The following is a 12,028-nucleotide window of genomic DNA, read 5'->3' on the forward strand; positions in this document are numbered from 1 at the left end:
CGCCTAGCATACGAAGACGGTCACGCGCGCCCCCGCGCGAGCTGGTGGTTGCCAGCCCATTTTGCGGCACATATAAGCCTCCCTGGCACAACGCCTCACGAACCGGGACCTTCCGAATGGCACAACTTCACGGTGGACAGATCGTCGCGCGCGCGCTCGCCAAGGAGGGCGTGAAGTTCGTCTTCACGCTCTGCGGCGGTCACATCATGTCGATCTACGACGGCTGCATCGACGAGGGCATCCGCGTGATCGACGTCAGGCACGAGCAGACCGCGGCGCATGCGGCCGACGGCTGGGGACGCGTCACGGGACAGCCCGGCGTCGCGATCGTCACCGCCGGTCCCGGCCTGACCGACGCCGTCACGGGCGTCGCGACGGCGCACCGCGCCAAGGCGCCGATGGTCATCATCGGCGGCCAGGCGCCGCGCGCCTTCCAGGACATGGGCGGCCTGCAGGACATGAACCACGTCGAGCTGATGCGGCCGATCACCAAGTGGTCGGTCGCGGTGCCGGACTCGCGGCGGCTCGGCGAGTACGTGGCGACCGCGTTCCGCATCGCGACGACCAACGTGCCTGGGCCCGTGTTCCTCGAGATGCCGCTCGACTTCCTCTTCGACCAGGTCGACGAGGAGCGCGTGGTCTCCCCGACGCAGTACCGCACCGAGGCCGGCATCGCCGGCGACCCGGCGTACATCGAGCGCGCCTTCGAGGTCATCCGCAAGGCCGAGCGGCCGGTGTGTCTGGTCGGCAGCCAGTACTGGTGGTCGCGGCGCCGCGAGGCGTACCTGCCGTTCCTCGAGACCTTCGGCATGCCGACCTTCGTCAACGGCATGGCGCGTGGGTCGATCCCGCCGGGGCATCCCTACGGCATGTCGCTCGCGCGCAAGGACGCGCTCCGTCAGGCGGACTGCGTGCTGATCTTCGGCACGCCGCTCGACTTCCGCCTCGGCTACGGGCGCCCGACGCACATCAACGCCGACGCGAAGCTCATCCAGGTCGACCTCGACGGCGGCGAGATCGGACGCAACCGCGCGATCGAGGTCGGCATCATCGGCGACACCGGTCTCGTCATGGAGCAGCTCACGCAGCTCGCGCGCAAGAGCGGCTTCCAGAAGGACCTCTACAAGTCGTGGACCGACGAGATCCGCCGCATCGACGCCGAGAAGCGCGCGTCGCACCAGTCGGAGATGACGTCGGACGCGGTGCCGATCAATCCGGTGCGGGCGTGCGCCGAGATCGACGCGGTGCTGAACGACGACACCATCGTGATCGGCGACGGCGGCGACTTCGTCGGCACGGCGGCGAACGTGCTGCGCATCCGCAAGCCCGGTCACTGGCTCGACGCCGGTCCGCTGGGCACGCTCGGCGCGGGGCCGGGCTTCGCGATGGCCGCGAAGCTCGCGCGTCCGGAGAGCGACGTCATCATCGTCTACGGTGACGGCTCGTTCGGCCTGAACGGCTTCGAGTTCGAGGCCATGGCGCGGCAGAAGATCAACGTCGTCGGCGTGATCGGCAACGACGCCGCCTGGCAGCAGATCAAGCGCGGTCAGGTGCAGCTCTACGGCGCGGACCGTGCGGTCGCGTGCTCGCTCGACTACACCCGCTACGACAAGGTCGGCGAGGCGCTCGGCTGCCACGGCGAGTACGTCGAGAAGCCCGACGAGATCCGTCCGGCGCTGCAGCGTGCGCTCGCTGCCGGCAAGCCGGCCATCGTCAATATCAAGATCGGAACCAGCGAGTTCCGAAAGGACGCGATTTCGGTGTGAACGCGCGCGAGCGAACAGCAGGCGTCATCGTCATCGGCAACGAGATCCTCTCGGGCAAGGTGACGGACACCAACTCGCCGTTCCTCGCCGAAGAGCTGCGCAAGCTTGGCGTCGCGCTGCGCCGTATCACGACGATCCCCGACGAGCTCGACGTGATCGCGAGCACGGTGCGCGAGTTCCACGAGTCGTTCGACTACGTCTTCACCTCGGGCGGGGTTGGTCCGACGCACGACGACGTCACCATCGAGGGGATCGCGCGCGGGCTCGGACGTCGGGTCATCCAGCATCCGGAGATGGTGAACAACCTCCGCCGGTTCCTGCGGGGCGAGCTCAACGCGGCGCACCTCAAGATGGCGGAGGTTCCCGAGGGCGCCGAGCTGATTCAGGACGAGAAGCTCGGCTTCCCGACGATCCGCGTCGAGAACATCTACATCCTCCCCGGGATCCCGGAGATCCTGCGCAGCAAGTTCGTCGGCTTGCGGCACTTGTTCGCGGACGAGCCGTACCACCTGAAGGTGATCTACACGTGCTTCAGCGAGAGCATGATCGCCGAGTCGCTGAACCAGGCGCTGGCGGAGTTTCCCGACATCATGCTCGGCAGCTACCCGAAGATGGGCGATCCCGATTACCTGGTGAAGCTCACGATGGAGTCCAAGGACGGCGACTACGTGCAGCGCGCCTTCGACCGCCTGCTGACGCTCCTGCCTGCGGGCTCCGTCGTACGGACGGAATGAGCGCGTCGCCGGCAAGGCGGCCGGCGACCTCGAGGAGTGGAGGTGCTGTGATGGGTGGAGTCAGGACGGGACTCGGGCGCCGCGCGCGGCGGATCGCGGTGATCGTGGGCTTGACGGTCGTCCTCGGCGCGCGGCCGGCGGCGGCCGAGGACAGCTTTCTGAGCAACGCCGGCGTCGGGCTCGGGACGGCGCTGGTCAACGTGCTGTACATTCCGGCCAAGCTCACCTACGCGACCGTCGGCGGGCTGATCGGCGGTCTCGCCTGGGTGCTGACGCTGGGCGACACCGACACCGCGATGGGCGTCTGGGAGCCGACGATGGGCGGCAGCTACGTCGTCACGCCGGACATGCTGCGCGGCAAGGAGCCGATCGAGTTCAGTGGGACGACGACCTATCAGGAAGAGGTCGTCGAGGAAGTTTCCGAAGAGTACGAAATCCGCGAATACGACGCTCGCCCGCCGGGCGAGTAGCACCGGGGGGTTCAGGTCCATGCGCAACGCCGTCATCGCCATCGTCGTCATCATCGTCCTCGCCGTCGGCGCGTACCTGCTCTGGCAGGCCCGCAGCGTTCAGCAGGCGGCCGTCAAGTGGGACGGCCCGGTGCCCGAGATCGCTTCCGAGGACATCAAGAAGGAGGGCGACGAGACTTCGGTGACGTTGACCTCGCGCATCGATGCGCCGGTCGAAGACGTGTTCCGCTCGTTCCAGCAGCCGGAGCGCACGCAGGAGCTGGTCGAGGAGATCAAGCTCTCGAAGGTGCTGTCGGGCGACGATCAGAAGAAGACCGTCGAGTTTCACATCTTGACGCTCGGCCAGCTCCAGGTCCTGACCGTCGATCTGACCTACCGCAAGGACCAGAACGCGATCGGCATCAAGACGGTCGAGGGCGTGATCGACATCGACGGCACGTACACCCTGTCGCCCTCGCCGGACGGCAAGAAGACGCTCGTCACCTACACCGCGAAGCAGCGCAACAAGCTGCCGCTGCCGGTGCCGGAGTCGGTCGAGCGCAGCGCGATCAAGGAGCAGTTCGCGAACCTGATGCGCGCGATCAAGAAGGACCTCGAGCAGCAGGGCAAGATCGTCGGCAGCGCTCCGGCGCCGGAGCGGCTCGCCGCCTGAGCGTCGCTCCGGCCGCGTCGACACGCGGCGGCGTCGATGAAGCACGCACCGCGCTCGACAAGCCCTTCGGGATGGCACTTCGCGGGCGCGATGTCTCCGGGTGGGCGCGCGCCGACGCTGTCGCTGCCGGAGTTCGCGTTCGCCGGACGCTCGAACGTCGGCAAGTCGAGCCTCATCAATCGCTTGACGCGAACGCCGGGCCTCGCGCGCACGAGCTCGACCCCGGGCCGCACGCAGCAGATCAACTTCTTCGTGCTGCCCGAGCGGATCGTCTTCGCCGACCTGCCCGGGTACGGCTTCGCGCGCGTCCCCGAGCACGTGCGCGCCGCCTGGAAGCCGCTGCTCGAGGGCTACCTCGGCAGCCGCGAGACCCTGCGCGGCGTGGTCGTCATCATCGACGCCCGCCGCGGGCTGAGAGACGAGGACGAGCAGCTTTTGCAGTTCGCGGCGGCCTGCGGACGTCCGACGATCGTCGTGGCGAACAAGATCGACAAGCTCAAGCAAGGCGAGCGCGTGCGGTTGCTGCGCGACCTCGGCGCGCGCCTCGGTGAGGTCGTCGCCTTCTCCGCGGTGACGGGAGAAGGCGAGCGCGAGCTCTGGCGGCGATTGACCGCGCTTGCCGGGGTTCGCTAGCGTCCGCGCGTGGCGAAGCCGCACAGCGCGGGGGGCGGGGTCCGCAAGGTCGTGCGGCGCGTGGCGCAGAGCGCCAGCGACCGGCCGATCGGCGTGTTCGACTCGGGGATCGGCGGGCTGACCGTGTTCAAGGAGCTCGCCGCGCAGCTGCCGCGCGAGCATCTGCTCTACCTCGGCGACACCGCCCGCGTGCCCTACGGGACGAAGTCGCCCGAGACCGTCACGTCGTTCGCGATCGAGGTGGCGGACTTCTTCGCCGAGCGCGACGTGAAGCTGATGGTGGTCGCGTGCAACACGACCTCGGCCGTCGCGCTCGACGTGCTGCGCGCGCGCTACGACGTGCCCGTGCTCGGCGTGATCGCGCCCGGCGCGCGCGCCGCCGCCGCCGCGACGGCCCGCGGCCGCATCGGGGTCATCGGCACGGAGGCGACGATCGCGAGCGGCGCCTACGAGCGCGAGCTGCAGGCGATCGCTCCCGGGGTCGAGATCTTCGCGCGCGCCTGCCCGCTGTTCGTGCCGCTGGTGGAGGAGGGCTGGGTCGACAACGAGGTCGCGCGGCGAACGGTCGCGCTCTACCTCGGCAGCTTGAAGAAGAGCGGCATCGACACGCTCATCCTCGGTTGCACGCACTACCCGCTGCTCCGTCCGGTGATCGCGGAGTACCTCGGGCGCGGCGTGCGCATCGTCGATTCGGCCGAGGAGACCGCGCGCGAGGTGCGCCGCGTGCTGCGCGAGGACGGGATGCTGCGGACCCGCGGTCGCGGCGCCGCGAGCTTCTTCGTCACCGACGCGGTGCAGCGCTTCCTGCGCGTCGGCGAGCGCTTCTACGGCGCGAGCGTGGCCTCGGCGGTGCGGGTGGTGCTGCGCGGCGACGTCGCGCGCGCCGACCGCGCCGCTCCGGTGCGCGCGCGCAGCCGCGCGTGAGGGCCTGAGGCTCGCACAGCTTTGAGATGTCGAGCGCTTTCCGGTAGCGTTTAAGGTTCGACAATGAATTCACGCAAGGTCGTGCACGCCGCGGCCGCATTCGCGCCCACCGCGCGGAGAGCGATCTGAGCCATGCTGGGCGCACTCGTCAGGAAGGTCATCGGGACCAAGAACGATCGCGAGCTGAAGCGGCTGTGGCCGCTCGTCGACGAGATCAACCAGCTCGAGCCCGAGCTCGAAAAGCTCACCGACGATCAGCTCCGCGCTCGCACGGCCGCGTTCAAGGAGCAGCTCGACCAGGGCGCGACGCTGGACGACATCCTCGTGCCCGCGTTCGCGACCGCCCGTGAGGCGTCGAAGCGCGCCCTCGGCATGCGTCCGTTCGACGTGCAGCTGCTCGGCGGCATCGTGCTGCACAATGGCAGCATCGCCGAGATGAAGACCGGTGAGGGCAAGACGCTGGTCGCCACCCTGCCGGTCTACCTGAACGCGCTGAGCGGCAAGGGCGTCCACGTCGTCACGGTCAACGACTACCTCGCGCGGCGCGACGCCGAATGGATGGGACGCCTGTACCGGTTCCTCGGGCTCGAGGTCGGCGTCATCGTCCACGGCATGGACGACCAGCAGCGCAAGCGCGCCTACCAGGCCGACATCACCTACGGCCAGAACAACGAGTTCGGCTTCGACTACCTGCGCGACAACATGAAGTTCGCGCTCGAGGACTACGTCCAGCGCGAGCTCAACTACGCGATCGTCGACGAGGTCGACTCGATCCTGATCGACGAGGCGCGCACGCCGCTCATCATCTCCGGTCCGGCCGAGGAGTCGACCGAGAAGTACGCGATCATCGACCGCATCATCCCGAAGCTGAAGCGCGGCCGGAAGGTCGAGAAGGGCGAGCCGGAAGAGGGCGATTACGCGGTCGACGAGAAGATGAAGAGCGTCATCCTCACCGAGCAGGGCATCGCCCGCTGTGAGGAGCTGCTCGGCATCGACAACCTCTACGACCCCGCGCACATCGACACCCTGCACCACATCAACCAGGCGCTACGCGCGCACGCGCTCTTCAAGCGCGACATCGACTACGTGGTGAAGGACGGCGAGGTCATCATCGTCGACGAGTTCACCGGCCGCATGATGCCCGGACGCCGCTGGTCCGACGGCCTGCACCAGGCGATCGAGGCCAAGGAGGGCGTCAAGGTCGAGCGCGAGAACCAGACGCTCGCGACGATCACGTTCCAGAACTACTTCCGCATGTACAAGAAGCTCGCGGGCATGACGGGCACCGCGGACACGGAAGCGGTCGAGTTCAAGAAGATCTACAACCTCGACGTGATCGTCATCCCGACGCACCGGCCGATGATCCGCATCGATCACCCGGACGTCGTCTACAAGACCGAGCGCGAGAAGTTCGAAGCGGTGGTCGACGAGATCGAGGAGTGCCACGAGCGCGGCCAGCCGGTCCTCGTCGGCACGATCTCGATCGAGAAGTCCGAGCGTCTGTCCGCGATGCTCAAGCGCCGCGGCATCCGCCACCACGTGCTGAACGCGAAGCACCACGAGCGCGAGGCGGAGATCATCGCACAGGCGGGACGCTTCGGCGCGGTGACGATCTCGACCAACATGGCGGGCCGCGGCACCGACATCATCCTCGGCGGCAACCCGGAGTTCCTCGCCGCCGCGGAAGCCGGTACGCGCGATCCCGACAACCCCGAGTTCCAGGCGGCGCTCGAGAAGTACACCAAGCAGTGCGCCGAGGAGCGCGAGCGCGTGCTCGCGGCGGGCGGCCTGCACATCATCGGCACCGAGCGACACGAGTCGCGGCGCATCGACAACCAGCTGCGCGGCCGTGCGGGACGTCAGGGCGACCCGGGCTCGTCGCGCTTCTACCTCTCGCTCGAGGATGACCTGCTGCGCATCTTCGGCGCCGAGCGCATCCAGGGCCTCATGACGCGCCTCGGGATGGAGGAGGGTGAGCCGATCGAGCATCGGATGATCTCGAAGGCCATCCAGAACGCGCAGGCGAAGGTCGAGGGGCACAACTTCGACATCCGCAAGCACCTGCTCGAGTACGACGACGTCATGAACAAGCAGCGGGAGGTGATCTATCACCGCCGCCGCGAGACGCTCGCCGGAACGAACCTCAAGGAAGAGGTGCTCGGGATGATCGAGGAGCTGGCGGGAAGCGTCGTCGACGTAGCGGTCGAGGAGGGCGTCGCGTCCGACGAGTGGGACTGGGACGCCGTGCAGACCGCGATCGTCGAGCGCTTCGGCATCCCGCTCGAGCTTCCGCAGGGCGAGGAGCGCGCCAAGCTCACGCCGGACAAGCTGCGCGAGCACATCACCGAGCGCGCGATCGCGGCCTACGAGACGCGCGAGGCGACCTTCGGCGAGCCGGTGATGCGTCACCTCGAGAAGGTGATCCTGCTGCAGACGATCGATCAGCAGTGGAAGGATCACCTGCTCAACATGGATCGCCTCAAGGAGGGCGTCGGGCTCCGCGGCTATGCGCAGCAGAACCCGCTGCAGGCGTACCAGAAGGAAGGCTTCACGCTGTTCGGCGAGATGATCGCGCGCATCGATGCCGAAGCGGTCCGCAAGCTGTTCACCGTGCAGCTCGTGCGCGAGGAAGACATCGAGCGCATGGAGGAGCAGCGTCGTCCGCAGCCGATGACGTTGAGCCACGGTGCGGTGGTGGAGGCGCAGACCGCCAAGTCGAAGGCGACCACCAACGACGGCGAGAAGCTCGGCCGCAACGACCCGTGTCCGTGCGGCAGCGGCAAGAAGTACAAGAAGTGTCACGGGCGCTGAGCCGCTAGCTCACGGCGCACGCCCCAAAAAGCACGAGGGCGCCGTGCTCGTGCACGACGCCCTCGGAGCGAAAGCTGCTCTTTACGTCGGTTACTTCTTCGCCGTCCCCAGAACGCCGTCCTTGAAAGTCTTGGCGACGGTGAAGCCGACCTTCTTGCGGGCCGGGATCTTGATCTGCTCGCCCGTCTGCGGGTTGCGCCCGATGCGCGCCTTCATCTTGCGCAGCCGCAGGATGCCGAGCCCCGGGATCTTGACCGACTCACCCTTCTTGATCGTCTTCGCGGCGGTCTCGACGAGCGCGGTGAGCACCTGGTCCGCCTGCTTCTTCGTGATGTCCGCCGACGCGGCAAGCTTTTCGAGTAGTTCCGACTTCGTCATAGGCACCCCCCCTCACTGCTGGTGAATGACAATTTTCAGGTAAGGCGGTGCCTCTTACGCAAGACGGCCCTTGTGTGTCAAGGCGAATCGCGCCTCGACGCGCGAAAAACCGCGCCCAGAGCGGCTCAGCGCGAGGTCGCGTGCGAAAACACCGCTCAAGAGTGCATCTCGCGCTGGTTGTTGTCGAGCGGCTCGATCTCGTGCTCGAAGAGAACCAGCGTCTCGCCGCAATCGAAGTCGACGGTGATCAATCGTCGTCCGATGTTCTCGCGCGTGGAAAGAACGGTTCCCTCGGCAGCGCGATGCAGCACTCCGCGACGGTGCGTGATGGGTCGAGTTGATCTGCAGCGCAGGCCTGGGACAAAGTGCGGATCCATGTCGGCGCACCTCCTTTCGCGTCACCCGGCTATGCATTTCCCGTGCCGCGTGGCTGCCGGTGCGTGGCCCTCGTGCTCTCGCGCGTTGCACCGTGCACCGGGCCGCGCGACACCCTTCCGTCGTTCAGAATCCGTTCTGCTTCGTCCGAGAGAAAGACGAACGACGCGCGGGATTCTTGCGCTCGTCGCGAAGAGCGCGCTGCGACGATCGTGCGATCGCGTGCCCGCAACGTCGCCAACGCGTCGCTGCGCTGATCAAGGAGCGTGCAGGTGACGTCGCGAAGCGCACCAGCGGTACGCGGCGCGATCGAAGGGTTTTACGGCGAGCCCTTCAGCCATGCGCAACGCGCAATGCTCGTGCGCTTCCTCGGCGCGCACGGCTACGACCACTACGTCTACGCGCCGAAGAACGATCCGCTGCACCGCGAACGCTGGCGCGATCCGTATCCGCCGCGCGAGCTCGCGGCGTTTCGCGAGCTCGCCGCGACCTGCGCGGACGCCGGCGTGCGGCTCGTCTACGCGATCGCGCCAGGTTTCAGCTACGACGCGAACGACCCGCGCGACTTCGAGCGCCTCGTCGCGAAGATCACGTCGATGGTCGACGCCGGCGCGCGCGGCATCGCGCTGCTGTTCGACGATCTCACGACCGACTCGACGACGCTCGATCCCGTCGTGCAAGCGGAGCTGATCGCGCGCACGGCCTCGGTCGTCGAGTCGCTCGATCGCGATCTCACGTTCTGGTTCATCGGCAACTTCTACTGCGGCACGGTCGCCGAGCTGCGCGCGGGGACGGGCTTCTGGAGCGCGCTCTACGGTCGCACGGCGCTCGAGTACTTCGAGGCCTACGCGCGCTTCGTGCCGCCGTCGATACCGATCATGTGGACCGGGCCGGCGGTGTTCACCGCGCGTCTCGCTCGCGACGACGTCGAGGAGCTGCGCGCGCTCGTGCGCCGACCGGTCGTGCTCTGGGACAACTTCCCGGTCAACGACACGCTGCCGGGACAGCTCTTCCTCTCTCCCTACGTCGGACGCGAGCCCGAGGCGCTGCGCGCGCTGCACGGGGTCGTGCTCAACCTGATGTCGCAGGCGAGCGCGAACCGCATTCCGCTCGCCACCGCGGCCGAGCTGTTCGCGAATCCCGACGCGTACGATCCGGTCGCGGCGCTCGAGCGCGCCGTGCGCAAGGTCGCGCGCGACGAGCGCAGCGCTGCGGCGCTCCGCATGCTCGTCGAGCAGCAGAAGGGACACCCGGTGCTCGCGGGGCAGGCATGCGCGCAAGAGCTCGCACGTCACATCGCGGCCGCGTTCGGCGACGAGCGCGTCGACGCGGACGGCATCGCGGCGCTGCGCGACTATCTCGTTGCGCTCGTCGAGAACGACCGCGCGCTGCGCGAGCACCTCGCCGACGATCCGCTGCTCGACGAGGTCGCGCCGTGGAGCGAGCAGCTCGCGCGTCTCGCGCGCGCGGCGCTGCTCGGCCTCGAGGCCCTCGACGGCGTCGCGTCGCGCGAGGAGTACGAGAGCGCGCGCGACGCCGCGCGCGCGACCGATCGCGTGGTCGCGGCGACCGTCCTGCCGCCCGTGCTGCTGCCGCTGGTGGCAGGGCAGGGCGACACCGTCGACCGCTTCGCGACGCTGTTCGCCGAGATCGACCGGCGGCTCGACGCCGCGGCGTCCCGCGACGTGTCGTAGCGTCGGGCGAGCGCTCGCGCGCGGCGCGACGACGCTCTACTGCGAGCTCGCCTTCGACTGCTGCAGCGCTGCGAGGAAGGCGCGGATGCGCGCCGCATTCGCGCCGAGGTCGCTGCGACCGTCGCGCGACTTCGAGCGCATGTCGACGATGCTGCCCGCGCCGTCGGGTCGCACGCGAATCACGATGTCGTCGCGGAAGCCGAAGATGCGCGTTTCCTCGACCGCCTCGATCGTTCCCGCCTCGGTGTCGACCTGGGTCACCGTCCAGCGCGGCATGCGCGCCGCGACGTGCACCGCGCGCAGCAGCGCCTCCGCCGGCGGCTCGGCGAGCTCGAGGGGCCGTAGGTCCGCGCAGCACGCGCGCTGCGTCTCCGCGAAGGCCGCGGGGTACGACATGTCGCGCCCGACGTTGGGCGGCAGCATCGCAGCCTTGCGAAACGCCGGCGGGTCGTCGAGGTCGGTCGTGAAGTCGTTGATCGGTGGCGCGCCGCCCGCGCCGCGCACGGCGACGATCACGAACACCAGCGCGACGAGCAGCCCGAGCATGCGTGCGACGCCGTAGCGACGGCCACGCACGAGACCGATCACGGTGCCGATCGCGAGCAGCAGCGAGAGCAGTCCGCCGAGCGCCATGACGTAGAAGCCGACCAGCGCCGGAACGAGGCGCAGCCACGCGAGCAGCGGCCCGGCGATCGCTGCGAGGATCGCGAGCAACGCGATGACGTCCAAGACCCCGGAGCGCTGCGATCCGCGCGCCATGCCGTTCCCTCCCTCGGTCGCGGATGACGACCGCTGTAGGCCCTGCGTTATCGACGCTTCGCGACGCGCGCGCAAGGCTCCCGGAGCGGGTCGCGTGCGCAGTCGGCGCGTTGACTTCTCTTTTGCGCGTCTGCGAAGCTGCGCGCCATGAAGATTCGCTCCCGCTTCGTCACGATCGCTCTTCTTCCGACCCTTCTGTCCCTGGCCGCGTGCTCGCGCGAGGAGCCGGCCGCGACGCAGGCTCCGACGACCGCGCAGGCCCCCGCCCCGCAGGCCGCCGCACCGGCCGCTCCGGCCGCAGCTCCTGCGGCTCCCGCTGCCCCGGCTGCCGCGCCGGCCGAGAAGGCCGAGGCGCCGGCCGCCGACCTCGCGAACGATCCTCGCGTGCTCGAGAACCCGACTCCCGAGGAGCCCGGCTTCCTGACCGCGTTCGCCGACGCGGACGAGACCATCGGCGACGCGCCGTTCACGGTGAAGCTCAACGTCGACGTCGTCGAGAACACCGGCACGCCGCCGTACACCTACATCTGGGACTTCGGCGACGCGACGGAGTTCAGCACCGAGAAGTCGCCGACGCACACCTACACGATTCCGGGCAGCTTCCGGGCGAGCGTGATCGTGCGCGACAGCAAGGGTGAGGTCGACCAGGACTACATCGACGTCTCGGTCAGCGACCCGAACATGCCGTCGGGGATCACGGCGGAGCAGCTGATGCAGCAGGTTCCGGTCGAGGAGATCCTGCGGCAGGCGCGCGAGGCCGCGGCGAAGGGCGCTGGTCAGCAGGGCGCGACGGGCGAGGGCGGCGCGCAGTAGGCAGTTAGCCGATCGCATC

12 protein-coding genes are annotated in these 12,028 nt (G+C 68.6%); 9 read left to right on the forward strand and 3 right to left on the reverse strand.

All coding sequences use genetic code 11. The features are described from left to right. Positions 1-116: 116 nt before the first annotated feature. The 7 genes from VIS07_18425 to secA all read left to right on the forward strand — a co-directional run bounded on the left by VIS07_18425 (position 117) and on the right by secA (position 7,990). Entirely contained in the window at positions 117-1,766 is a 1,650-nt protein-coding gene (locus VIS07_18425; protein ID HEY8517490.1) for a thiamine pyrophosphate-binding protein, read from the forward strand. Beyond that, on the forward strand, positions 1,763-2,500 hold the full coding sequence (locus tag VIS07_18430) for a competence/damage-inducible protein A (protein ID HEY8517491.1): 738 nt from the start codon (positions 1,763-1,765) through the stop codon (positions 2,498-2,500). The genes VIS07_18425 and VIS07_18430 overlap by 4 nt, the downstream gene beginning before the upstream one ends. 50 nt (positions 2,501-2,550) lie before the next feature. Beyond that, on the forward strand, positions 2,551-2,970 hold the full coding sequence (locus VIS07_18435; protein ID HEY8517492.1) for a hypothetical protein: 420 nt from the start codon (positions 2,551-2,553) through the stop codon (positions 2,968-2,970). Between the two features lie 19 nt (positions 2,971-2,989). Then, the gene (locus VIS07_18440) at positions 2,990-3,622 is read left to right on the forward strand and encodes an SRPBCC family protein (GenBank protein HEY8517493.1); all 633 of its coding nucleotides are present in this window, start codon (positions 2,990-2,992) and stop codon (positions 3,620-3,622) included. A 90-nt stretch (positions 3,623-3,712) separates the two neighbouring features. Beyond that, complete coding sequence (gene yihA / locus VIS07_18445) at positions 3,713-4,255, forward strand: ribosome biogenesis GTP-binding protein YihA/YsxC (GenBank protein ID HEY8517494.1); 543 nt, start codon at positions 3,713-3,715, stop codon at positions 4,253-4,255. A gap of 9 nt (positions 4,256-4,264) precedes the next feature. After that, the gene (gene murI, locus VIS07_18450; protein ID HEY8517495.1) at positions 4,265-5,179 is read left to right on the forward strand and encodes a glutamate racemase; all 915 of its coding nucleotides are present in this window, start codon (positions 4,265-4,267) and stop codon (positions 5,177-5,179) included. Between the two features lie 132 nt (positions 5,180-5,311). Then, on the forward strand, positions 5,312-7,990 hold the full coding sequence (secA, locus tag VIS07_18455; GenBank protein ID HEY8517496.1) for a preprotein translocase subunit SecA: 2,679 nt from the start codon (positions 5,312-5,314) through the stop codon (positions 7,988-7,990). Positions 7,991-8,080: 90 nt separating this feature from the next. Here the strand turns inward: secA and VIS07_18460 are convergent, their stop codons facing one another. Further along, the gene (locus VIS07_18460) at positions 8,081-8,368 is read right to left on the reverse strand and encodes an HU family DNA-binding protein (GenBank protein ID HEY8517497.1); all 288 of its coding nucleotides are present in this window, start codon (positions 8,366-8,368) and stop codon (positions 8,081-8,083) included. 155 nt (positions 8,369-8,523) lie between these two features. Continuing rightward, entirely contained in the window at positions 8,524-8,745 is a 222-nt protein-coding gene (locus VIS07_18465) for a hypothetical protein (GenBank protein ID HEY8517498.1), read from the reverse strand. Between the two features lie 270 nt (positions 8,746-9,015). Between VIS07_18465 and VIS07_18470 the strand changes: the two genes are divergently transcribed. After that, positions 9,016-10,437: a beta-N-acetylglucosaminidase domain-containing protein gene (locus VIS07_18470; GenBank protein ID HEY8517499.1), complete on the forward strand. Its 1,422-nt coding sequence runs from the start codon at positions 9,016-9,018 to the stop codon at positions 10,435-10,437. A gap of 36 nt (positions 10,438-10,473) precedes the next feature. Here VIS07_18470 and VIS07_18475 read toward each other — a convergent pair whose 3' ends face one another. Further along, on the reverse strand, positions 10,474-11,196 hold the full coding sequence (locus VIS07_18475) for a DUF1499 domain-containing protein (protein HEY8517500.1): 723 nt from the start codon (positions 11,194-11,196) through the stop codon (positions 10,474-10,476). A gap of 147 nt (positions 11,197-11,343) precedes the next feature. On the opposite strand from VIS07_18475, the gene VIS07_18480 reads away from it, so the two are divergent. Continuing rightward, entirely contained in the window at positions 11,344-12,009 is a 666-nt protein-coding gene (locus tag VIS07_18480; protein ID HEY8517501.1) for a PKD domain-containing protein, read from the forward strand. Positions 12,010-12,028: the final 19 nt, after the last annotated feature.

It is taken from the genome of Candidatus Binatia bacterium, from assembly GCA_036563615.1.
Lineage (GTDB): Bacteria > Desulfobacterota > Binatia > UBA12015 > UBA12015 > DATCMB01.